The following is a 22,027-nucleotide window of genomic DNA, read 5'->3' as shown; positions in this document are numbered from 1 at the left end:
CTGCTGGCCAAACTCAACATCACCGCCAACGCCGACCGCATCACCATCACCGCCAAGACCGAACTGGTGATCCAGGGTGGTGGCAGCGCCACAACCTACAACGCCGGCGGCATCACCCACGCCACCAGCGGCCCGTACACCGCGCATGCGGCGAACTTCGCCTACACCGGGGCGAAATCCTTGGCGGGCGTGTTCCCGGAACCGCCGAAACCGGGCAAGGGCAATCTGGAGCTGTTCAACCAGTACGCCGGGCGTCAGGGCATCAAGGAAGGCGATTACGAAGTCATCGATGCGCTGGGCAAAAGCATCAAGGGCAAGCTCGACGGCAAGGGCTTCGCCAGCGTCGCCGGCGCCGCACCGGGGCCGGCGCGGGTGCTGTTCGGCAAGGATCCGGCGGACACCTGGAGTGAAGGCAGCTACATCGGCAAACCGGAATGGCCGTTGAATCCACCGGGCGCTGAGGACGTGCCGAGTCAGGTGCAGGCGATGGTCGCGCAGGCGCTGCCGAGCAAGAACTGGGATCTGTTGGAGAAGGGCAAGGAATTGGCACAGACCGGGATGGGCGCGGTGCAAACGGCGCAGCAGGTGAAGGGCGTGATGCAGGGCGGAGCGGCCGGGCTGCCGAAACTGGCGAGTGCGGCAATGCCGAGTGCTTCCGGACTTCTCGGGGCGGCGAGCAAGGCGGGCAAGTTGCCAACGCTTCCGGCTCCAGCCCTGCCAAAAACTTCTATTAAAACCCCGGGCCTGCTGGCGGGTGAGATGCTGTCATGACCACTGAAACTGCTGTAGTAAAACGGGAACCTCAGGTTGCCATTGTTCCCCTGAATGCCATCGATATTCAGGATGTCGCCAGCGGTGCGGCGACTTTCGACGCTTGGCTTCAATCCGCCAGCGGCGGGGTGGTCACCCTCGACCGGATCAAGAACGTTGCCGGTGCTTTACCCGTGGTGGGCAACATCATGGCGCTGGTCGATGCGCTGGGTGACATCGTCACGCTGTCGAACGCGCAGAAACGCGACCTGCTGGCCTGGGCGAGTCTGGGCATCAACCTGATCGGTGTTTTGCCGCTACCACCGGCGATGGCGGCAGCCCGAATGACCCTGCGTCCGACACTGTTCCTGGTGCGTCAGGAAATGAAGGCCAGCAGCAAGATGCTGCTCAGTTCGTCGGTTATCGAAATCCTGATCGGGCATTTGAACGAGTCCATCATCGGCACGCTCGACGATTTCGTTGAGCAGGCCAAAGGCAAGCTGCCGGGTATTCTGGCGGACGCTGGCAAGCTGGGCGAGGACGTCATCAACGAGATTGCCAAAGGCATTGAAGCGGTCGCCTTCGGAAATCTTGATGCCAAAGGCGATTTGAATGCTGCCAGCGCTAAAGTGAGCGCTGCAAGTGGTCAGTTGCTCAATGATCCTCTGGCGACAATCGACAATATCTTCGGGGCCGCCAACAGTGCCATGAAAGCGGCTGGCAAAGGTCTGGCTAACAGCGTGGCCCAGAATTTATTGCCGGATGACATCAAAAGCACCGTCGCCACCGAAACCAGGAAGCTGCGTGCGATGGGCCCGGAGCTGCGCACCCAGTTGAGTAAGCTGGACGATGAGTCCGTCCAGAACTCCATCGGTTGGTTACTGCTGATACTGTCCAGTGCCGTGACCCTGTGGCGCAAGCGCAATGCCCATGGCCAGAGCGCCGCGGTCCATACGGAGAAGACCAGTCAGGCCAAGCACATGGCTTCAGAGGGCCAGTTGGGTGTTAACCAAAAGCAAGCTCCAGCGAAAGGCGCGCCCAATCCAAAGAAAGGCCCCTGTGAATGTGCCACGAACTTCAGCATCAATTTCGCCTTGGGTTCGGAAAGCCTCAGCCATACCGATTTCAGCTTGCCCGGCCCCTTCCCGATCGAGTGGACCCGAACTTACAACTCACGCCTCGACGCCTACGATCAGAGCGAACTCGGTGCCCGTTGGATCAGCGAGTTCACCACGCGTTTCGACTGCGTGGACGATGGCCTGACGTTCTACGACGCCGATGGCCGCGACCATAGCTATCCGTTGCCCAAAGTCGGTCTGTTTCATTACGACGCCATCGAAAACATCACCTTGGTTCGTGCCAGCGAAGATCAGCTATTGCTGTGCCGTGGTTTCGAACGCAAGGAAACCTACGTCCGCCGTGGCCAGCGTTTTGTGCTGACCAACATTTCGCTGCGCAACGGCGCCGGGATCATGTTGCATTACGAGCATCGGCACGGCGAACACTCGGTGCTCTCCGACCTGATCACCTATCAGGAAAACGACACCAGCAAGGTCCACCTTCACCTCGGCACAATGATCGACGACCACGGCCGGTTCATCGGCCTCTGGCAGATCGTTGACGGCGAACCGTTGCGACAACTTTGCGCCTACCAATACGACGCTTATGGCGACCTGATTCAAGCGCAGGACGAGAACGGCGCAGTCTGGTCGTATCAGTTCCAGCATCACCTGATCACCCGTTACACCGACCGCACCGGGCGCGGCATGAACCTGCAGTGGGACGGCCCCGGCGCCAAGGCCAAAGCCATCCGCGAATGGGCGGACGACGGCAGCTTCGACTCGCGCCTGGAGTGGGACGAAAACATCCGTCTGACCTATGTCACCGATGCGCTCGGCAACGAGACCTGGCACTACTACGACATCCTTGGCTACACCTACCGCATCCGTTATGCGGATGAGCGTTCGGAATGGTTCTTCCGCGACGAGGCCAAGAACATCGTGCGCCGCGTCAATGCCGACGGCAGCACCGATCGCTACAGCTACGATGAACGCAGCAACTTGCTCGAACACATCCGAGCCGATCACACGGTGATGCATTACGCCTACGACGACCAAGACATGCTGATCAAAATCAGTGATGCCGAGGGTGGTCAGTGGCAACGCGCCTATGACGACCAAGGCAACCTGGTCGAAGCGCTCGATCCGCTGGGCAACAAAACCGAATACGCCTACAACAAATCCGGTCAGCCCACCGCGATCAAGGACGCCAACGGCAACGAAAAGACGTTGGATTACAACGATGCCGGGCAACTGGTCGAGTACGTCGACTGCTCAGGCAAGACCAGCGCCTGGGAATACAACGAACTGGGGCAGATGATCTGCTTCACTGACGCCGCCGGTAACGCCACCGAATACGAATACAAGGCTGGCCAACTGGTACTGATCAAGCACCCGGATAAAACCGAAGAGCGCTTTGATCGTGACGCAGAGGGCCGGTTGTTGACGCATGTCGACGGTCTCGATCGCTGTACCACCTGGAGCTACAGCGCGGCCGGTTTTATCGCCGAACGTGTCGATGCCGCCGAGCAAACCCTGCGCTATCGCTGGGACCGCCTCGGACGGTTAACCGCCCTGGAAAACGAAAACGAACAACGCGCACACTTCCACTACGACCCGGTCGGACGCCTGTTGGAGGAACGCGGCTTCGACGGCCGCAGCACACGCTATCAGTACGACCCTCTCACCGGTCGCCTCGCCCAATCGGTCACCGGTAAACGCGTCATCTCGCTGAGCTTCGACCCGATGGGCCGCTTGACCGAGCGTCGCGCCACCCAGGGCGAGCAGTCGCAAAGCGAAACCTTTGCCTATGACGGTAACGGCAACATGGTGCTGGCCGACAACGCCGACAGCCGCCTGCAATGGTTCCACGACCCGGCCGGCAATCTGCTGCGCGAACACCAACATTACCTCGGACTGGAAAAGCCCACCGTCGCGATCTGGCAGCACGAGTACGACGTACTTAACCAACGAGTTGCCACCGTTCGCCCCGACGGCCACCGCGTCAGTTGGCTCACTTACGGCAGCGGCCACCTGCTGGGTATGCGTCTGGATGAGCATGAACTGATCGGCTACGAGCGCGACGACCTGCACCGCGAAGTTGCCCGTCATCAAGGCAATCACCTGCTGCAAACCCAAAGCTGGGACCCGGCCGGTCGTTTGCAGGAGCAACTGCTGGGGCGCGGCGATGACAAAAGCATCCTGCTCAAGCGCGAATACAAATACGACGCTGCCGGCCAACTGACTGATATCAACGACAGTCGTCGCGGCCCGCTCGCCTATCGTTACGATCCCGTCGGCCGACTGCTCAGCGCCGTGACGCGTCAAAGCGTTGAAACGTTCGCCTTCGACCCGGCCGGTAACCTGCTGGATGACAAGACTGCCGAAATCCGCCGTCCACTGGATCTGACGCCACCGCGCAGCAAACTGGTCGACAACCTGCTGCGCGAATACGCCGGCACCCACTACGACTACGACGAACGCGGTAATCAGATCCAGCGCTGGCACAACGGTCAGCGTAGCGATATGCGTTGGGACCTGTTTGATCGACTGGTGCATTTCGAAGATCCGCGCCTGAGCGTAGATTTCGCTTACGACGCACTGGGACGCCGCCTGCACAAAAACTCCCGCGCGCACTATAAACAGCGTCCGGAAGCCGGTTCCCTCTGGAATAGAAGCGAGCACGCCCGCAAACAGCGTGAACTGGGCTGCGGTTTTACGCTTTACGGATGGGATGGCGACAATCTTGCGTGGGAAAGCAGTCTGACGCAGGGCGATGGCGAACCGGGTCGCACGGTGCACTACGTCTTCGAGCCGGGGACTTTTGTACCTGTTGCACAGGCTGTACGGCATGCGCCGATCAAACTGATGGGGCTGCCGGATTACAGTGGTGAATACAGCCTCGATGAAGACCCGGTGTGGAATCACAAGGCAACGGCATTGCCGTTTGATGCGCTGTCTTGGTACCAGTGCGATCACCTGGGAACACCGCAGGAACTGACGGATTCACAAGGCAAAATGGCCTGGACCGCGCAGTACAAGGCGTGGGGGCAGGTGACGGAACAGCGTTCAGAATGGGCGCGGCAGCATGGTGTGACGAACCCGATCAGGTTCCAGGGGCAGTATCACGATCATGAGACGGGGCTACATTACAACCGGTATCGGTACTATGATCCGGGGGTTGGGCGGTTTATTAGTAAGGACCCGATTAGCTACGCGGGGGGACTCAATCTTTATGCTTATGCTCCTAACCCGACAGGCTGGATCGATCCGTTCGGGTTAACTCCATCGTGCTCTCGACGTACTCAGTTACCAGGAGACCAAACATTTCCTTCAAAGAGAGCGGCACGAAGGGCTGCGATGCGTTCGAAAAATATTCCTACGTCTCAAAGTTATAACTCTAGAACTATCAAGGATCCAGAGGACACACGTAAAGGCATTCACCCTAGTGAGAGATATAAAGTTGAAACCCTCACCACTGGCGGTCAGAAAGCGGGGGGTGAAACACCAATAGGTTCCGTAAAAATACACGACGCCGGGCACGAGTTTAAGGATAATGACACCTATGAACTCCCCCACTACCACGGTGTCAACGGAGAGCATTATTCATATGAGAATCAAAAGTCTAAAGGATGCCCACAATGAAAGCTGTAGTTGATGCCGGGTCCGTTCTTGCTTCGAAATCTGCAGGATTTCGCTTTGATAATTCATGCGACTCGATATGGTATCTGGCTACAGGCTATGATTATGGATTGATTTTTGATTGCTTGGCTCCCATTTTTTTTCGGCATAATATATATGCGGTACTTGCTGCCGAGCTCGATTCCAGTAGCAGTATCGCGAAGAAGTTAGGCCAGCATAAAAGAGCATTTGGGAAGCTTGGCTTGGCCGCAGCGAACAAAAGAAGACACTTGGAATTAGACTTAGACATTGAGGGGAAACATCATTTCTGTGACCTCTCTGCCCTCTCTAGCGGCGAAGAAATAAAAACACTTTTGACTGCCATATACAAAGGATGGAATGCATTAATATTTTTATCAGAGATAGAGCTGAATGAAAGTGATAAAAAAGAAATCCTCGGTGTAATCTCTGAGATGTATAGAGCCTCAGGAACAGATTTCTCTGAGGTCTCCTCATTAAAGTTATTTCATAAAATAATGGCAATGCTATTTTCAAAAAAGTGTACTGTCGTCATGCTAGGTGAAGATCTCTCTGATACTCGAGCAATACTAATCTCAGGCCATCCGGAACAGATAATCGATTTTTCAGAGCTCGCAAACACTTTGGCTCGAACCGACTCCAATCGGACTCCAACACCGTTAACACGGAATTTCACAATAAAAACCCCTTTCGCGAGAAGGCGTATGTTTGAGATGTAAATAACAATCGAATAAAGGGGGCGGATTTATTTTTGCAATGAGTTATGAATGCAAGCTGGTGTTCGACGACACCACATCAGCCAGCAACGTAATGAAGAAAGTAGAGGGCAGCGGCGCATGCGTTCGCGTGCAACAGCCTGGTGACCTCTACCTGAAAGATCAGTCGCTCAACAGCAGCGCTGATTATGACGCTCGATTAATCTATGAAAGTGAGAGCGTTCTGTGGCTTCAGGTCAATTTCAAGTCATTGAGCGTTTACCAAACCATGCTCTCGGCGTTGGGCGGCAGCGACTATAGATGTCTTGAGGATGGTGATGACGATAAAAAGGTGCCGCTCAAGGAAGCATTTTGCATCAAGGGCAATGTTTGAAGAGCGGTTGAAGGTCTGCATCGTGCGTCAGTGCAAATAGACAGGCCATGGTCAAAGGAGTGACAACATGAAAGACGCCATTCGCTTGGGCGACTCCACCACTCACGGTGGCAAGGTCCTCGAAGCGTTCTCCCGGACCGACCTCAACGGCAAGCCGATTGCCGGAGTCGGTCACAAGGTCAGTTGCCCGTTGTGCAAAGGGGTTTTCCCGATTGTCGAGGGCAGCAGCACCTACACCGTCGATGGCGTGCCCATCGCGCTCGACGGTATGAAAACCGCCTGCGGAGCGGCGCTGATTGCCAGTGGCCCGAAAGGCGCCGTAATCAGCTGAGTCTTTGAATTTCGTTTAGGTTCACTTCAACGTCGCGTGTTTTACGTTTGAGATTTTTAACCAGGCTCACACCAACGAACAGGCTTTCTGAGTACGAGTCCCTGCCCAATGATTAAAAGTAGTCTGTCCCCTTTGAAATCAATGAAAAACATGACGTGCCGAAAGGCTTGAGGTTTTAGCTGATGATTAGCAGTGCTGATGATTTTAAGTGTTATGCGGAAAGTAAAGATGAGGTAGAAAATGCAAAGATAAATGAGACTGCGGCAGAGGAAGTTTGGCTAGAGGTTATCTCAAAGTATCCTGATCTTTCACGGTTGGTTGTTGCGAATGGGTCGGTATCTATTGATGTGCTCGAGAGGCTGTCACTAAGCGACGACGTTGATGTTCGTTGGGATGTTGCAATGAAGAGACGTATCAATAGAAGCACTTTCGAGAGACTGGCTACTGACAAGTCTGTAATGGTTAGACATAGAATTGCATGCAATCCGAAGGTGCCGAGAGATCTATTGGTTCTACTTGCTGAAGATGAAGATGAAATGGTCGCCGAGGCAGCAAGAAAAAGACTATAAGTCGAGTTTTTTTGTTGTGTTTCCAACTGGCGAAGATGAGTATTTCAAGAGAGCTTCTCTGTGGAATAGTTGGAGTGTTTTGCATGGTTTTGTATTTCATAAGGCTGTAATCGTTAGCGGCGTTAAGAATGAAATTTAGAGATCTTTATAATAAAATAATTAGCAAAGAGCCGTATGATGATATGGGTGTTTTCTTTGCGAACTATGAGAGCTTTGAAGAGATTCCGCTTGTATCAAGATATAGCCGCTTAAAATGCTTGAAAGAGGAGATGGGCTGCAACGAGGTTTCTGATTTTCTGACTGGGTTTGCTGCGTTTCTTTTGAGTGCTTTGAGATTGTTAGATGCGTCGAGAGGCAGTGACATTTTTTTTGCAGTTACTTTTACAGATTTTGAAGGGTACGGGGAGCAGGGTGTTCTCGTGCCTAATATATTTATTTATCCAAAACCAGCCGCAGTAGGTTTTTTGGAAAAGATAAGAAAAAACCATAGCGGACTTGCTTCGCAGGAGATTAAAGAAGTTAAAAGACATTTTTCTAACTGCGGATTGGAAGCTGCTTTTGATTTTTATGAGAGTAGGTTTCATGACGCGGCTTGCGGTGAGGCTGTTGTAAGGGTCTTTGCTGTTTTTAAAGACTCGTTGATAGTTAAAGAGTCATTTTAATGCTTTGCTGGTGGCGCGTGTTTTTTAATGCATTGCCTCATAAGTGTATAAGTGTGTTAGCTTTGATGCGTGGTATTGGTGTGTTGTTGTTGTTGTTGTTGTTGTTGTTGTTGTTGTTGTTGTTGTTGTTGTTGTTGGGTGGAAGAATAAAAACCTCCCCTTTGAAATCAAGAATGAGTAAGCGTAGTCGCCCCCAGTTGTGCAACGGTAAAGGAAAGGACTTTTACACAAAAGGGTGCTGTAAATGAATATAGATCATTATAAAAGAGAAATTCTTTATAGAAAGTCTCAAGGAAAAAGAAAGCTGAGCCAATATCAAATAAAGATTGAGTCTCTTTTAAGGCGGTCTTTTGATGAGTTGTTGCTTTTAAGTTTGGCGGAAACAGATAATATAATTGCAGGGCTGATGGCGATGCATGAAGTCTCTTGCGTGCGCAAAGAGTATTCGTTGTCTGCTGATGCATTTAATTTTGTCCTGTCGGTAGTCGAAGATAAAAAATACTACTTACTGATAGATGAAGATTGGAAATGCTGCGGGGCATATATGGCCGAAAGCGCTGCTTCTCTATGCGCGAGTTTCGATTTTGACGAAACCACAAGCGACGAGATTAGATTGATTAGTACTGATCTTTCCACGCAAATCTCTATTGATTACAGTGAGACTTGCGGCGAGAAAGTTTTTGAATGCTGTGTAAAAGTATATCAGTAATTTTAAAGAGCTAGTCGGCTGGCGAATCAAGAGGGTCGTGGAATTAATGATTTCGAAACACTTGGAGTCCACCATGATTAGTCATGAGCAAATGATTAATTTTTCAGATCTGTTGAGTAAAGGTAAAGCTGAGGCCGATGCAACTCGGAACATAATGAAGTTTATGTGCGCGGGCGTCGGTATGGTTCTTCAGGACGAAGAAGTGTCCCCTGTTGTCAATGGCGCGTTTACAGCTGCGCACATATACTGGTTTGAGGGGGGAGAAAATGAAAAAGAGTTGAATGCTGCCAGGGTCAAATGTTGGGATTTTCTGGAGGCGAAAGGGCGCGATGTCGACATTGAAGATAACGAAGATGCTGCCATAAGAGCCTTATTTTGTGTCATGTATCCTGACAGAGTTTCCGATGAAGATTTCGTGCAGGAGTCTTTTCAATGGTTTTTCGAGATGATCAACAGGATTGGCCATTTCAGTCGGGCGTTCGAACAGCTAGCCACAAAAGCAGCTCTTGATGGAGAGTCGAACTCAAGAGGGCCGAAGCGCTGAAATAGCCAAACGGGCGTCTTTTTAAAACGCACGTTGTTGTTACCAACACTGATTGTGACCGGATGCTGAACATGCCCCCGCTGATCGAACTCCCCGAAAGCCTGCGTCCACTGTTTCTCGCCGCAGGCTGGCCCACTACCAGCACCGAACCGCTGCCGGTTTTCGTCCCACCTGAACACCCGGCCGCGGCCTTGCTCGGGCAACTTGCCGGACTGCGGGTGGGCACCTGCGGCGCAGGTGAGGAATGCGCTACCAGTGATGTCGAATTCGGCACCTTTGAACATCTGCATGGGAGCGAAGAGTTCCTTGAGTGGCAGCAACGCCTGGGCAGTACCTTGGTGAGCATCGCCGAAGTCCAGCACGGCCACGGCGCGCTGTTGATGGACGAGCGGGGTCGCTGCTACGTCTTGAGCCTTATCCATGACGAACTTTGGATGCAGGGACGTGACTTCATTCAGGCCTTGGAAACCCTGATTTTCGGGCGCAAGGCCGGTGAGTGGAGCGAGTGATTCCTGACCCCCCCGGACTTGTTGAGTGTAAAGAGTTCGTCTGTCTGTTCGTGCTGATACGATTTTGAGTGGGCAGCAGGCTAGCCCAGGGGTTCAAAAAGCAAAAAGATCGCAGCCTGCAACAGCTCTACATCCGGATTAATTTTCCCCTGTAGACGCTGCTGCAGCCTGCGATCTTTTGCTTTTACTTCGCAGAAAACTTCAACACCACGCTCTGCGTGTAGGTCCGTCCCGGATCCAGACGGGTGCTCGGAAAGTTCGGCTGGTTCGGCGAGTCCGGATAGTGCTGGGTCTCCAGAGTGAACGCGCCCCAGTGCGGATAGACCTTGCCACTCTTGCCCTTAACCGTGCCGTCGAGGAAGTTGCTGGTGTAGAACTGCACGCCCGGTTCGTTGGTGAACAGCTGCAAGTGGCGACCGGATTGCGGGTCGCTGACTTCGGCGGCGAGTTTGCTTGCGTCCCCTTTGGTGTCCAGCGCCCAGTTGAAGTCGAAGCCGCCGTGTTTTGGTTCGGCGAATTTCAGTTGCGGGTGATCGGCCTTGATGTGCTGGCCGATGGCGGTGGGTTTGGTGAAGTCCATCGGCGTGCCGGCCACGGGCGCCACTTCGCCGGTCGGGATCAGTTTGGCGGTGACCGGGGTGTAATGGCTGGCGTGCAGGGTGGCGACTTGCTTGAGGATGTCGCCATTGCCGGCGCCGGCGAGGTTGAAATAGCTGTGGTTGGTCAGGTTGAGCACTGTCGGTTTGTCGGTGCTGGCCTTGTAGTCGATGCGCAGTTCGTTGGTGTCGGTGAGGCGGTAGGTGACTTCGGTGGTGAGGTTGCCGGGGAAGCCCATTTCTCCGTCCTCCGACAGGTAGGTCAGGGTCACGCCGACCGAATCCTGGTCCTTGGTTTCCTTCGCCTTCCAGACTTTTTTGTCGAAGCCCTGAGTGCCGCCGTGCAAGGCATTGGTCTTGTCGTTCTGCGGCACCTGGTAGCGTTTGCCATCGAGCTCGAACGCGCCATCGGCCAGACGATTGCCGAAGCGGCCGATGGTCGCGCCGAAGTACGCGGTGCCTTTCTGGTAACCCTGCACATCGTCGAAGCCTAAGACGATGTCGTCGAGCTTGCCGTGTTTGTCCGGCACCAGCAGCGCCTGCAAGGTTGCGCCGTAGGTGATGACCGTGGCTTGCATGCCGTGGCTGTTGCGCAGGATGTATTGCTCGACGGGCGTGCCGTCATTGGTTTTGCCGAAGGCTTTGTGTTCGCTGGACAGGCCGGCGGCCTGGGCGGAGAGGGTGGCGATCATCAGGGACAGTCCGAGGCCGCAGAGTTGATGTCGGGATTGAAGCATGGTTGACCTTCCATTTTGTTGTTGTTTTGAAAATCGCTAAATAGTCATGCTAATTATCGTGTGAATGAAAATTTATAGCGGATTAAACGTTTAATGCAAAAATAAAGTCGGACTAAATTGAGTGGGCGTCCTGCGCCGAAGGTCGGGAAATCGCTGCGGCACTGCACTTTTGCGAAATCCCCGGCTCTATCCATGGCCAGGTTGCGGTGACTCCCGCCGCACAGGAATGTGTCCTTCAAAGAATTCATGCCGAGAGTTTTTCGCCCAATCGCTGCATTCATTCATCGCCCGTGCCTGTTACTGGCCTGCCTGTCGACGCTGTTGCTCGGCGGTTGCAGCCATCAGGACGGCAACAATTTCATCAACCAGATGCGCGAGGGCAGGCCTCAGGAATTTCTCCAGACCAGCGTCGACCGCATGGCCACGCTGGCGATGCGTGACAACCTCGACAGCCTTTATCGTTTGATGGGCAAGTTGTACCTGCGCAACCCGGACGAGCTGCGCAAATCCGGCTTCCTCGACATTCGCACCGCGGTCAAGCAGGTGCGGCTGGCGATCGAACAGCAGCAACCGTTGCCGACGCTGGGCGGCAAGAAGGATCTGGCAGCGCTGAGCTACGCCATGAGCCCGGAGTTTCTCGGTGACCGGGTTGGTGCGTTTATCTATGCGATCGGCAGCATGCTGGTCACCGCCCACGGCAACCGCACCGAGTTCTACATGACCGATGAGATCAACCCGACCTTCGTCAACAACGCCGCGCGCAACATCGAGAAAGCCACGTGGATCCTCGCCCAGCGGCAGAACAAGGAAGGTCAGCCGCTGCTGTTCTCCAACGAGATTTCCGAGGAGGGCAGCAATCTGAGCTTCGCCACGGAGTTCGGCAAAGTCGTGGCGCGTCTGGACTTGCTGACCCAGATGCTCGACGAGCGCTACCGGCGCATCGGGCTGAATTACGCCCAGAGCCTGCTGTTTTTGAATTTTTTGCCGGTGCAGTGAGCCAAGTCGGTTAGAGTGACGGACGATCGTGTTTGTATACAATCTGTCGTTCGATTTGACTCAAAGGGAGCTGCACCCGTCATGACCGACCCCGCAAGCGCCGAATTCACGACCCTGGAACGTGCCACCCGCACGGACAAACTGCCTTACGCCGCGCTGCTGGCGTTTGCCATGACCGGCTTCATCGCGATCCTCACCGAAACCCTGCCGGCCGGTCTGTTGCCGCAGATCGGCGCCGGCCTCAACGTCAGCGAAGTGCTGGCCGGTCAACTGGTGACGCTGTATGCGCTGGGCTCGATTGTCGCGGCAATACCGCTGACGGTCGCCACCCGTGGCTGGGGGCGCAAGCGGGTGCTGTTGATGACGGTCGGTGGATTTCTGCTGTTCAACACCGTCACCACGTTTTCCACTCATTACGGCGTGACCCTGGCGTCGCGGTTCCTGGCCGGGATGGCGGCAGGGCTGTCGTGGGGGATCATGGCCGGTTACGCGCGGGGGATCGTGCCGGTGCATCAGCAGGGCCGGGCGCTGGCGATTGCCATGCTCGGCACTCCGGTGGCGTTGTCGCTGGGTACACCGGCCGGCACCTGGCTGGGCAATGTGATCGGCTGGCGCGCCTCGTTCGGGATCATGTCGGCGCTGGCTTTGGTGTTAGCGGCGTGGATCGTCATCGCGGTGCCGGATCGGCCGGGCCAGGCCCGCGCCGAACGTTTGCCGTTGATGCAGTCGCTGCGCTTGCCCGGCGTGCGCCCGGTGCTGTTCGTGGTGCTGACCTGGATGCTCGGCCACAACATTCTCTACACCTACATCGCGCCGTTCCTGATGCAGGCCGGTCTTGGCGAGCGGGTCGACCTAGTGCTGCTGGTCTTCGGTCTGTGCTCGCTGCTGGGGATCTGGATCATCGGCCTGTTGGTGGATCGCTGGTTGCGCGGGTTGGCGCTGATCAGCCTCGCGGTGTTTGCCGTGACTGCGTTGGTGCTGGCACTGGTCGCGCCGTCGCCCTGGCTGATTTATGCCTGCATGGCGGTGTGGGGCCTGTCGTTCGGCGGCTCGGCGACGTTACTGCTTACCGCCGCAGCGGACTCCGCCGGGGAGCACGTCGATGTGGTGCAGGCGATGCTCACCACTTCATGGAACGTGGCAATTGCCGGCGGCGGATTGCTTGGCGGATTGCTACTGGACCGTGCAGGGGCGATGTCGTTTCCGTGGGCGTTGCTGATTCTTTCGCTGATCGCGTTGGCCACGGTCTGGATCAACAGCACCCACAGTTTTAAACCGGGACGGCGGCAGCACTGATGTTCAAGAAATGGCATAACGATAGATCCTATCGATATAGGGCGTTATAAGAAAACTGGTTATGCTGCGGGCCGGATTTTCCTGTGGTTCGTCTGGACGTCTTAATGGAATTGGCAAATTTCGGCCTGGTGATTGCCGGGCTGGTCGTGGGGTTCATCGTCGGCATGACCGGTGTCGGCGGCGGTTCGTTGATGACGCCGATCCTGCTGTGGTTCGGCATCAATCCGGCCACGGCGGTGGGCACGGATCTGCTGTACGCCGCCATCACCAAATCCAGCGGCGTGCTGGTCCACAGGAAGAACAAGAACATCGACTGGGCCATCACCGGCTGGCTGACCCTGGGCAGTGTCCCGGCGGTGGCGATGACCTTGTGGTTCCTCAGCACATTGCACACCGCGCCGGACGCGATGAACGCAATCATCAAGCAGGCGCTGGGCTTCGTGCTGTTCGCCACGGCGCTGGCAATTCTGTTCAAGAAACGCCTGCTGGAGTTCGCCCACAAACGTGCCGGCGGCAACTACAACCCGAGCGGTGCGCGCCTGAATCTCATGACCGTGATCACCGGTCTGATCCTCGGCACCATGGTCGCCCTGACTTCCATCGGCGCCGGCGCCCTCGGCACCGTCGCACTGTTCATCCTCTATCCGCTGCTGCCGACCCGCCGTCTGGTCGGCACCGAAATCGCCCACGCTGTACCGCTGACACTGGTCGCGGGCCTCGGCCACGCGAGCATGGGCAACATGGATTGGGGCGTGCTGGGCTTTCTGCTGGTGGGGTCGCTGCCGGGCATCTGGCTCGGCAGCCACCTGACCGGTCGCGTCTCCGATGAACTGCTGCGCCCGTGCCTGGCGACCATGCTGGTGCTGATCGGCTACAAACTGGCGTTCTGATCGGCAGGCAAGCCATGAGCGAAACCACATTCCATTGCAATGGCCGCCTCGCCATCACGGTCGAGCCCCGGGAAATGCGCATGAGCCACTGGCTCTACGCGCCGCTCGTTGTCGATCAGCAGCGCCAACAGACGCTGCTGGACTTGAGCGACAGCCAGTGGGATCTGATCTCCACCAGCGAGGAAAGCGACAACGGCATCAAACTGTTGCTGCGCAGGTATCCGGGTGACAAACCTGCGGTGTCCCTGAGCGTCAACCTCGATGACGGAATGCTTCGGCTTGACGGCCGATGTGTCGATTCATCCGGGCTGGAAGTGGCGCTGAGCCAAGCGATCACTGGCTGATAGAACGTTTCATCACCGTCACCGGCAAGCCGTCATACTCCATCTCTTCCACCACCTCCCAACCCAGTCGCGCATACAGCGACTGCGCCGCATCGGTGTACAGGTACAACTGCGGCAGGCCCAGCGCGGCGGCTTCCTCGACGATGCGGTTGACCAGCTGCGAAGCGATGCCACGTCCGCGTTGTTCGGCCTTCACGTAGACCCCGGCCAGCCACGGCGTCAGTTGCGGACGGGCGTCCATGTCACTGTCGATCAGCAGCGCACCGCCGAGCAACCGGCCGTCTTCGAGCGCCACCACCACGCTGGGAATCGCGCCTTTGCCGCAGGCGGCGCGCATGCGTTCGGTGCGGGCGGCGAGGGTGTCTTCGGGGTTGTACTGGCCCCATTCCTTGAAGTTGAGCTCGGCCAGTTCTTCAATCAGTTCGGGGTGATCGCACAGGTAGTCGATGTGCATGGGGCTTGAACTCCGTTTCATCAGCAGAACAACCACCCTAATGCGGTCATGAAAGGTAATCAAATGCGCGACATGATCGAGCGCATCCGGTTGCGCAAAATCGTTGCTGACCTACGCTTTGAACAAGGCGAAACATATTTGCCGGGTAACCCCGGAACAATCGCCACGATGCGCAATCATTAGAGCGTGGATATCAAAAGGAGATGCGCATGCTCATCAGGTCACTGACCCTGACACTCTTGCTGGCGATTGCCGGCCCCCTGTTCGCCGGCGACAACGATTCCCCGCTGGACGTCGACAAAGGCAACTACCGTCCCTTGATCGTGATCGCCAGCAGCACGGTCGACCCCGTCTGGGTCGGCCTGAAAAAGTCGCTGGAAGATCCGGCCAACAAGCAAGGCATCGCCGACCGCAAGCTCAAGGTCTACACCATCCTCAACATGTTCGGCCAACTCGACGGCAAGGACCTCGGCCAGCAGGACACCATGGGGCTGTTGCGCTCGTTGAAGCTGGGTGCCGGGGCTTATCCGAAAATTTTTCTGGTGGGCAAGGACGGCGAGACCAAACTTTCCGTTTCGGGTGATGAGGCCAAGACGGTCGACCTGAAGAAAGTCTTCGACACGATCGATGCACTGCCAGCCGCCGAGAAAGAACTCGTCGCGCCGCCTCCACCACCGGTGGCCGCTGAAGCGGCACCGACCAAAGGGACGAAGGGCGGCAAGCCAGCGAAACCCGCGAAGCCGGCCAAACCTGCGGAAATGCCGGATGACTGATGGCGTGATCGTGGAATGAGCTGAAACAAAAACGGGCGACCTTCACAGGTCGCCCATTTTTTATGGCGTGATTACCGGGTCAACTCACCCAGAATCTTGTGCGCAATCTTCACCCGCTCTCCATTCGGATAATTACGGTTCGCCAGAATCACGATCCCGACTTTCTTCGACGGCACGAACGCGACATACGCACCGAAGCCACCCGTGGCGCCGGTCTTGTTGAGCAGCACGTTCGCCGGTTCCGGCTGTGGCGGGTTGAGCCATTTGACCTTGTGCGCTTCCATCGCCATCGGCGTGGAGTTGCCGTCCAGCAGGCGCTCGAGGCTGATCGGGTAGGCGTAGCGTTCCCAGCCCAGGCCCTGGGTCATGTCGCCGACGGTGTAGTAGCCGGTGTGGGTGAGGGCGATGGCTTTTTGCAGCGGTGTTTCGAGTTTGGCGGTGTCGAGGTTGGCTTCGACGAATTGCAGCAGGTCCGCAGCGCTGGTTTTCACGCCGTAGGCTTCGGAATCCAGTGCGCCGGGGCTGACTCGCACCGGTTGGTTGTTCTTGTCATAGCCCTGGGCGTAGAGCTTCTCTTCAGACGCGGGCACCGACAGGAAGGTGTGCTTGAGCCCGAGTTTCGGCAGCAGGGTTTCGGTCATGATCTGATCGAACGGCTGGCCGAGGCTTTTTGCGGTCAGATAACCGAACAGGCCGATGCTCGGGTTGGAATACAGGCGATGGCTGCCAGCAGGATACGTCGGTTTCCACTGTTGGTAATAGCCGAGCATCTTGTCGGAAGAGTCCGCGGCGTCCGGGAATTGCAGTGGCAGGCCACCGGCGCTGTAGGTGCCCAGTTGCAGCAGGCTGATACGGTCGAACGCGCTGCCTTTCAGCTCGGGCCAGTGCTGGCTGGCCTTGTCGGAAAACGCCAGTTTGCCGCTGGCCTGGGCGTAGGCGCCGAGGGTCGCGGTGAAGGTTTTGCTGACCGAGCCGATTTCGAACAGGGTGTTTTCACTTACCGCTTGCCCGGTGCTTTTGTCGGCAACACCGTAGTTAAAGTAATGCGCCTTGCCATCGACGGTCACGGCTACAGCCAGACCCGCAATGTCCTGTTGCTGCATGACCGGTGTCACGGTGGCCTTGACCAGCGCCTGCAACTGATCGTCGGTTTGCGGGGCGGCCAGGCAGGTGGCGGCGCTGAAGAAAAGTCCGAAAGCGCACAGGGGCTTGAGTTTGTTCAGGTTGATCGAAAACATGCTTGAACCACTCTCCATGAGTGTTGATGGTGTTATCCCGCTACACTGCGAGCGTTTTCCGTCGGGCCGGCTGATCGGCGCCGCCAAATCTAGGCAGTCCGGCGTCTTTCGACAAACGATGAAAACTCGGATGAGCCATTAGAAAAATTTGGGACTTGGCATGATTCGACCTCAATTGCCCTTGAATGCATTACGCGCCTTTGAAGCTTCTGCACGTCATTTGAGCTTCACTCGCGCTGCCGTTGAGCTGTGCGTGACTCAAGCCGCGGTCAGCCATCAGGTCAAAAGCCTGGAGGCGCAACTCGGCGTGATCCTGTTCAAACGCCTGCCCCGTGGGCTGATGCTGACCGGCGAGGGTGAAACTTTGCTGCCGGTGCTGACCACGTCGTTCGATCATATCGCGCAGATGCTCGAGCGTCTGGCAGGCGGGCAATATCGGGAAATGCTGACGGTCGGCGCGGTGGGCACTTTCGCCGTGGGCTGGTTGTTGCCGAGGCTGGCGGACTTCCAGGCGAAACATCCGCTCATAGATTTGCGACTGTCGACCAACAACAATCGGGTGGACGTTGCCGCCGAGGGGCTGGATTACGCGATCCGGTTTGGCGCCGGGGCGTGGCACGGTATCGAGGCGACCCGTTTACTGGAGGCGCCCTTGTCGGTGCTTTGCGTGCCGGAAATCGCCCGGCAACTGCACACGCCGGGGGATCTTCTGCAGCAGCGTTTGCTGCGTTCCTATCGCACCGATGAGTGGCCGGAATGGTTCCATGCGGCCGGTCTGGCGACCCATGCCGCGCCGCCCCAGAGCATCGTGTTCGACTCGTCGCTGGCGATGATGGAAGCGGCGTTGCAGGGTGGCGGAGTGGCGTTGGCGCCGCCGTTGATGTTTGCCCGGCAACTGGCTGCGGACCTGATCCGCCAACCCTTTGCCATCGAAATCACCACCGGCAGCTATTGGCTGACGCGGTTGCAGTCACGGCCGGAGACGTCGGCGATGGCGGCGTTCAAGCACTGGCTGCTGGAGGCTGCGCAGGCTTAACGCACCAGACACGGCTTCTTGTTATCGAACGTCCAGCCCGGAATCAGAAACTGCATCGCCACGCTGTCATCCCGCGCACCCAGCCCCATGCCTTTATAGCGTTCGTGGGCCTTGGCCACCTGATCCATGTCCAGTTCCACGCCCAGCCCCGGTTTCTTCGGCACCTGCACGCAACCGTCGACGATTTGCAGCGGCGCCTTGGTCAGGCGCTGGCCGTCCTGCCAGATCCAGTGGGTGTCGATGGCGGTGATGTCGCCCGGCGCGGCGGCCGCGACGTGGGTGAACATCGCCAGGGAAATGTCGAAGTGGTTGTTGGAGTGCGAGCCCCAGGTCAGGCCCCATTCATTACACATCTGCGCCACCCGCACCGAACCCTGCATGGTCCAGAAATGCGGGTCGGCCAGCGGGATATCGACTGACTGCAACTGAATCGCGTGACCCATTTCGCGCCAGTCGGTGGCGATCATGTTGGTGGCGGTTTTCAGGCCGGTGGCGCGGCGGAATTCGGCCATCACTTCACGGCCCGAATAACCGTTTTCCGCACCGCACGGATCTTCGGCATAGGCCAGCACATGATGCTGGTCGCGGCACAAACGGATGGCTTCTTTCAATGACCACGCGCCGTTCGGATCGAGGGTGATGCGGGCGTCCGGGAAGCGCTCGGCCAGTGCCGTCACCGCTTCGATTTCGGCGTCGCCGCTGAGCACACCACCCTTGAGCTTGAAGTCCTTGAAGCCGTAACGCGCGTGGGCAGCCTCGGCCAGACGCACTACGGCGTCGGCAGTCATGGCTTTCTCGTGACGCACGCGGAACCAGTCGTTGTCGGCGTCCGGTTCGCTGCGGTAGGCGAGGTCGGTTTCCCGGCGATCCCCCACGTAGAACAGATAACCAAGCATCTTCACTTCATCACGCTGCTGGCCTTCGCCGAGCAATGCCGCCACCGGCACGTCGAGGTGCTGGCCGAGCAGGTCGAGCAGCGCCGCTTCCAGCCCGGTGACCGCGTGAATGGTGATGCGCAGGTCGAAGGTTTGCAGGCCACGGCCGCCGGCGTCGCGGTCGGCGAAGGTCTGGCGCACCTGGTTGAGGATCTTCTGATAAGTACCGATCGGGCTGCCGACCACCAGGCTGCGGGCGTCTTCGAGGGTCTGGCGAATGCGTTCGCCGCCGGGTACTTCACCGACGCCGGTGTGGCCGGCGTTGTCCTTGAGGATGACGATGTTGCGGGTGAAAAACGGCCCGTGGGCGCCGCTCAGGTTGAGCAGCATGCCGTCGTGGCCGGCCACCGGGATGACTTGCATCTCGGTGATGATCGGGGCTTTGGCGATGTCGTGTGCGGTCATTTGGCGTTGTCCTTTCAAGCGTGTTTCGGCGCGGCATCGGCCACGGCGACGTCAGGTGCGGATTTGGGTGTCATGCGGGCGGCGAACACGATGATCGCGGCGATGATCGAGGTCGCGGCCAGGCCATAGAGGCCGCCCTGGATCGAACCGGTGTGTTGTTCCAGCAGGCCGAAAGTGGTCGGGGCGACGAAGCCGCCGAGGTTGCCCACCGAGTTGATCAGCGCGATCACGGCAGCGGCGATCCGCGCATCGAGATAGGCCTGCGGGATCGGCCAGAACAGCGACGACGCGGATTTGAAACCCAGTGCGGCAAAGCAGATCGCGACGAAAGCGAAGATCGGTCCGCCGGTGGTGGACATGAACATCCCCGCTGCGGCGATTAACAGCGCCGTGGCTACCCACGCCTGCTGGTGTTTCCACTTCGCCGAGAACGAGGCGAACGCATACATGCCGATGATCGACAGCAACCACGGAATCGAGTTGAACAGGCCGACCTGGAAGTCGCTCATCTCGCCCATCTTCTTGATGATGCTCGGCAGCCAGAACGTTGCAGCGTAGATCGTCAGTTGAATGAAGAAGTAGATCAGGCAGAACAGGATGATCTGGCGATCCTTGAGCAGTTTGCCCAGCGAAGGCTTGATCGGGGTCGCGGCTTCGCGGGCCTTCTGTTCATCGTCGATGGCCTTGACCAGTGCATCCTGCTCGGCGCGGGTCAGCCACTTGGCATCGTGGGGTTTGGCGTCGAGCCAGAACCAGACGAATACGCACAGGCCGACCGAGAACATCCCTTCGATGAAATACATCCATTGCCAGCCGTGCAGGCCGAATCCTTCGATCTGCAACAGCAGGCCGGACAACGGGCCGGAAATCAGCGAGGCTACGGCCGAACCGCTGAGGAAAATCGCAATCGCCTTGCCGCGCTCGGCCCCCGGCAGCCAACGAGTGAAGTAGTAGATCACCCCGGGAAAGAATCCGGCCTCGGCCACGCCGAGCAGAAATCGCAGAATGTAGAAGTGGGTTTCGTTCTGGATGAACGCCATGCCGGCGGCCACCAGACCCCAGGTGAACATGATGCGGGTCAACCAGATTCGCGCGCCGACCTTTTGCAGCAGCATGTTTGAGGGGACTTCGAACAGCGCGTAACCGATGAAGAACAGGCCCGCACCGAAGCCATAGGCAGCGGCGCCGATACCGAGGTCATGTTCCATGTGAGTGCGGACGAAGCCGATGTTCACCCGGTCAATGTAATTGACGATGAACATGATCACGAACAGAGGCAGGACGTGGCGTTTGACTTTGGCAATGGCGGAGGACAGCACCGAATCGGCGCCCTCGTTCATCCCGGCAATGGATGATTTCACTTGGTTTTCTCCCACTCGTTATTTTTATGCGGGGTGTGGCTGGGTGCTGCGTTGTTGATAGACATCATACAACTAGATTTTTTTGTCCTACAAGCGGGAGTGCTCAATCAAATTTGTCTACGGGGAGAGGTTTTTATGCTTTTTCAGATTTAAAGTGCCGTATTTGTTGGGATTTTGAGAGATTTCATCAAGCGTGATACAGCGTTCTGTGCCAGTGATCGTTGGCTGATTGCCCGGCGAAATGGAAGATTTTTTAGCTAAAATCGATTGTTGTCATACAAGTTGAGGGCCTGAAATCATAGGAGCTCATACAAGTCATCCCCCGCAGTGCTACGATCGGTGTGCCCCGATCACCGGAACCGACCATGCAAGAAGACCTCGACGCTCCCGCCCGTAAACGCGCGCACAACCTGGCCCATGACCTGGTGGAAAAACTCACCCAGAGCATCCTGCTCGGCCAGATGTTGCCCGGTGACAAGCTGCCCTCGGAGAATTCGATCGTTCAGGAGCACGGCGTCAGCCGCACCGTGGTGCGCGAGGCGATTTCCAAGTTGCAGGCGTCGGGGCTGGTGGAGACGCGGCACGGTATCGGCACGTTCGTGATCGAGCGCGCACCGGAGCAGGGGCTGCGGCTGAATGTCGACACCGCGCTGGGGGTGCGCAGCATTCTCGAATTGCGCATGGGACTGGAGACGCAAGCGGCGGCACTGGCCGCGCAGCGCCGCACCGACCAACAACTGGTGCAGATGCGTCAGGCGCTGGACGACTATCAGCGTCTACTGGCCAACAACGACAGTTGCGTCGAGGCCGACCGGCGCTTTCACCTGTTGATTGCCGAAGCCACCGGCAATGTCTGCTTCACCGAGATCATGCAGCACCTGGGCAGTGCGATGATCCCGCGTACCCGGGTCAATGCGGCCGAGCGCGGGGCAGTGGATTTGAGCAAGCTCGGGCAACTGGCGAATCTTGAGCATGAGGCGATCCTCAACGCGATCAAACGTCAGGATCCGGACGCGGCGCGTGCTGCAATGTGGCTGCACCTGACCAACAGTCGTGACCGGTTTTCGGCGGGCGGCGCATAACGG

Annotated in this window: 22 protein-coding genes; 17 read left to right on the top strand and 5 right to left on the bottom strand. The window is 57.2% G+C overall.

The features are described 5' to 3' along the window. The 10 genes from AC07N4_RS06230 to AC07N4_RS06185 all read left to right on the top strand — a co-directional run. Nucleotides 1–771, top strand: a 771-nt coding sequence (locus tag AC07N4_RS06230) for a DUF2345 domain-containing protein (RefSeq protein WP_493065186.1), incomplete at its 5' end; no start/stop codon positions are given. Continuing rightward, entirely contained in the window at nt 768–5,453 is a 4,686-nt protein-coding gene (locus AC07N4_RS06225; RefSeq protein ID WP_493065185.1) for an RHS repeat-associated core domain-containing protein, read from the top strand. The genes AC07N4_RS06230 and AC07N4_RS06225, both read left to right, overlap by 4 nt. Further along, nucleotides 5,450–6,187 (top strand): hypothetical protein, encoded by a 738-nt coding sequence (locus AC07N4_RS06220; protein ID WP_493065184.1) that lies wholly within the window; start codon nt 5,450–5,452, stop codon nt 6,185–6,187. The genes AC07N4_RS06225 and AC07N4_RS06220 overlap by 4 nt, the downstream gene beginning before the upstream one ends. A gap of 37 nt (nt 6,188–6,224) precedes the next feature. Continuing rightward, a complete protein-coding gene (locus AC07N4_RS06215) occupies nt 6,225–6,557 on the top strand; it encodes a hypothetical protein (RefSeq protein WP_493065183.1) in 333 nt (110 codons plus the stop codon). Between the two features lie 67 nt (nt 6,558–6,624). Next, a complete protein-coding gene (locus tag AC07N4_RS06210) occupies nt 6,625–6,888 on the top strand; it encodes a PAAR domain-containing protein (protein ID WP_249487091.1) in 264 nt (87 codons plus the stop codon). 182 nt (nt 6,889–7,070) lie between these two features. Continuing rightward, the gene (locus AC07N4_RS06205) at nt 7,071–7,457 is read left to right on the top strand and encodes a hypothetical protein (RefSeq protein WP_493065182.1); all 387 of its coding nucleotides are present in this window, start codon (nt 7,071–7,073) and stop codon (nt 7,455–7,457) included. Nucleotides 7,458–7,585: 128 nt separating this feature from the next. Continuing rightward, the gene (locus tag AC07N4_RS06200; protein WP_102621698.1) at nt 7,586–8,119 is read left to right on the top strand and encodes an Imm15 family immunity protein; all 534 of its coding nucleotides are present in this window, start codon (nt 7,586–7,588) and stop codon (nt 8,117–8,119) included. Between the two features lie 244 nt (nt 8,120–8,363). Then, nucleotides 8,364–8,828, top strand: coding sequence for a hypothetical protein (locus AC07N4_RS06195; protein ID WP_493065181.1), 465 nt, complete (start codon nt 8,364–8,366; stop codon nt 8,826–8,828). Between the two features lie 73 nt (nt 8,829–8,901). Continuing rightward, complete coding sequence (locus AC07N4_RS06190) at nt 8,902–9,372, top strand: hypothetical protein (RefSeq protein ID WP_146013099.1); 471 nt, start codon at nt 8,902–8,904, stop codon at nt 9,370–9,372. 71 nt (nt 9,373–9,443) lie between these two features. Beyond that, nucleotides 9,444–9,881: an SUKH-3 domain-containing protein gene (locus AC07N4_RS06185; RefSeq protein ID WP_102621754.1), complete on the top strand. Its 438-nt coding sequence runs from the start codon at nt 9,444–9,446 to the stop codon at nt 9,879–9,881. A 184-nt stretch (nt 9,882–10,065) separates the two neighbouring features. Here AC07N4_RS06185 and AC07N4_RS06180 read toward each other — a convergent pair whose 3' ends face one another. Next, nucleotides 10,066–11,214, bottom strand: coding sequence for an aldose epimerase family protein (locus AC07N4_RS06180; protein ID WP_493065180.1), 1,149 nt, complete (start codon nt 11,212–11,214; stop codon nt 10,066–10,068). 246 nt (nt 11,215–11,460) lie between these two features. Between AC07N4_RS06180 and AC07N4_RS06175 the strand changes: the two genes are divergently transcribed. From AC07N4_RS06175 to AC07N4_RS06160, 4 genes are all read left to right on the top strand, one after another. Then, nucleotides 11,461–12,210: a hypothetical protein gene (locus AC07N4_RS06175; RefSeq protein ID WP_102621755.1), complete on the top strand. Its 750-nt coding sequence runs from the start codon at nt 11,461–11,463 to the stop codon at nt 12,208–12,210. An 81-nt stretch (nt 12,211–12,291) separates the two neighbouring features. Further along, on the top strand, nt 12,292–13,506 hold the full coding sequence (locus AC07N4_RS06170; RefSeq protein WP_493065179.1) for an MFS transporter: 1,215 nt from the start codon (nt 12,292–12,294) through the stop codon (nt 13,504–13,506). Nucleotides 13,507–13,610: 104 nt separating this feature from the next. Further along, nucleotides 13,611–14,396, top strand: coding sequence for a sulfite exporter TauE/SafE family protein (locus tag AC07N4_RS06165; protein ID WP_192558470.1), 786 nt, complete (start codon nt 13,611–13,613; stop codon nt 14,394–14,396). A 14-nt stretch (nt 14,397–14,410) separates the two neighbouring features. Continuing rightward, entirely contained in the window at nt 14,411–14,740 is a 330-nt protein-coding gene (locus AC07N4_RS06160; protein ID WP_493065178.1) for a hypothetical protein, read from the top strand. On the opposite strand, the gene AC07N4_RS06155 is transcribed toward AC07N4_RS06160, so the two are convergent. After that, nucleotides 14,730–15,194, bottom strand: coding sequence for a GNAT family N-acetyltransferase (locus tag AC07N4_RS06155; RefSeq protein WP_102621704.1), 465 nt, complete (start codon nt 15,192–15,194; stop codon nt 14,730–14,732). The genes AC07N4_RS06160 and AC07N4_RS06155 overlap by 11 nt on opposite strands. A 209-nt stretch (nt 15,195–15,403) precedes the next feature. On the opposite strand from AC07N4_RS06155, the gene AC07N4_RS06150 reads away from it, so the two are divergent. Next, nucleotides 15,404–15,967: a DUF4174 domain-containing protein gene (locus AC07N4_RS06150; protein WP_493065177.1), complete on the top strand. Its 564-nt coding sequence runs from the start codon at nt 15,404–15,406 to the stop codon at nt 15,965–15,967. A 71-nt stretch (nt 15,968–16,038) separates the two neighbouring features. Here AC07N4_RS06150 and ampC read toward each other — a convergent pair whose 3' ends face one another. Next, entirely contained in the window at nt 16,039–17,205 is a 1,167-nt protein-coding gene (gene ampC, locus AC07N4_RS06145) for a class C beta-lactamase (RefSeq protein ID WP_493065176.1), read from the bottom strand. 160 nt (nt 17,206–17,365) lie between these two features. Here ampC and AC07N4_RS06140 point away from each other — a divergent pair, with 160 nt between their 5' ends. After that, the gene (locus tag AC07N4_RS06140) at nt 17,366–18,241 is read left to right on the top strand and encodes a LysR family transcriptional regulator (RefSeq protein WP_493065175.1); all 876 of its coding nucleotides are present in this window, start codon (nt 17,366–17,368) and stop codon (nt 18,239–18,241) included. Here the strand turns inward: AC07N4_RS06140 and gudD are convergent. Both gudD and AC07N4_RS06130 read right to left on the bottom strand, forming a co-directional pair. After that, a complete protein-coding gene (gene gudD / locus AC07N4_RS06135; RefSeq protein WP_493065174.1) occupies nt 18,238–19,581 on the bottom strand; it encodes a glucarate dehydratase in 1,344 nt (447 codons plus the stop codon). The genes AC07N4_RS06140 and gudD overlap by 4 nt on opposite strands. A 14-nt stretch (nt 19,582–19,595) precedes the next feature. Then, nucleotides 19,596–20,942, bottom strand: a complete 1,347-nt coding sequence (locus AC07N4_RS06130; RefSeq protein WP_102621707.1) for an MFS transporter — start codon at nt 20,940–20,942, stop codon at nt 19,596–19,598. Between the two features lie 365 nt (nt 20,943–21,307). On the opposite strand from AC07N4_RS06130, the gene AC07N4_RS06125 reads away from it, so the two are divergent. Continuing rightward, nucleotides 21,308–22,024: a FadR/GntR family transcriptional regulator gene (locus tag AC07N4_RS06125; RefSeq protein ID WP_493065173.1), complete on the top strand. Its 717-nt coding sequence runs from the start codon at nt 21,308–21,310 to the stop codon at nt 22,022–22,024. The last annotated feature ends 3 nt before the right edge of the window (nt 22,025–22,027 follow it).

It is taken from the genome of Pseudomonas sp. GW821-FHT09E04, from assembly GCF_059416185.1.
The sequence above is the reverse complement of the archived record's forward strand: the minus strand, read 5'-3'. Positions and strand labels throughout refer to the sequence as shown.

Coding starts and splice junctions, on each gene's coding strand:
- AC07N4_RS06225 (WP_493065185.1), top strand. CDS start 768: ATGACCACTGAAACTGCTGTAGTAAAACGGGAACCTCAGGTTGCCATT.
- AC07N4_RS06220 (WP_493065184.1), top strand. CDS start 5,450: ATGAAAGCTGTAGTTGATGCCGGGTCCGTTCTTGCTTCGAAATCTGCA.
- AC07N4_RS06215 (WP_493065183.1), top strand. CDS start 6,225: ATGAGTTATGAATGCAAGCTGGTGTTCGACGACACCACATCAGCCAGC.
- AC07N4_RS06210 (WP_249487091.1), top strand. CDS start 6,625: ATGAAAGACGCCATTCGCTTGGGCGACTCCACCACTCACGGTGGCAAG.
- AC07N4_RS06205 (WP_493065182.1), top strand. CDS start 7,071: ATGATTAGCAGTGCTGATGATTTTAAGTGTTATGCGGAAAGTAAAGAT.
- AC07N4_RS06200 (WP_102621698.1), top strand. CDS start 7,586: ATGAAATTTAGAGATCTTTATAATAAAATAATTAGCAAAGAGCCGTAT.
- AC07N4_RS06195 (WP_493065181.1), top strand. CDS start 8,364: ATGAATATAGATCATTATAAAAGAGAAATTCTTTATAGAAAGTCTCAA.
- AC07N4_RS06190 (WP_146013099.1), top strand. CDS start 8,902: ATGATTAGTCATGAGCAAATGATTAATTTTTCAGATCTGTTGAGTAAA.
- AC07N4_RS06185 (WP_102621754.1), top strand. CDS start 9,444: ATGCCCCCGCTGATCGAACTCCCCGAAAGCCTGCGTCCACTGTTTCTC.
- AC07N4_RS06180 (WP_493065180.1), bottom strand. CDS start 11,214: ATGCTTCAATCCCGACATCAACTCTGCGGCCTCGGACTGTCCCTGATG.
- AC07N4_RS06175 (WP_102621755.1), top strand. CDS start 11,461: ATGCCGAGAGTTTTTCGCCCAATCGCTGCATTCATTCATCGCCCGTGC.
- AC07N4_RS06170 (WP_493065179.1), top strand. CDS start 12,292: ATGACCGACCCCGCAAGCGCCGAATTCACGACCCTGGAACGTGCCACC.
- AC07N4_RS06165 (WP_192558470.1), top strand. CDS start 13,611: ATGGAATTGGCAAATTTCGGCCTGGTGATTGCCGGGCTGGTCGTGGGG.
- AC07N4_RS06160 (WP_493065178.1), top strand. CDS start 14,411: ATGAGCGAAACCACATTCCATTGCAATGGCCGCCTCGCCATCACGGTC.
- AC07N4_RS06155 (WP_102621704.1), bottom strand. CDS start 15,194: ATGCACATCGACTACCTGTGCGATCACCCCGAACTGATTGAAGAACTG.
- AC07N4_RS06150 (WP_493065177.1), top strand. CDS start 15,404: ATGCTCATCAGGTCACTGACCCTGACACTCTTGCTGGCGATTGCCGGC.
- ampC (WP_493065176.1), bottom strand. CDS start 17,205: ATGTTTTCGATCAACCTGAACAAACTCAAGCCCCTGTGCGCTTTCGGA.
- AC07N4_RS06140 (WP_493065175.1), top strand. CDS start 17,366: ATGATTCGACCTCAATTGCCCTTGAATGCATTACGCGCCTTTGAAGCT.
- gudD (WP_493065174.1), bottom strand. CDS start 19,581: ATGACCGCACACGACATCGCCAAAGCCCCGATCATCACCGAGATGCAA.
- AC07N4_RS06125 (WP_493065173.1), top strand. CDS start 21,308: ATGCAAGAAGACCTCGACGCTCCCGCCCGTAAACGCGCGCACAACCTG.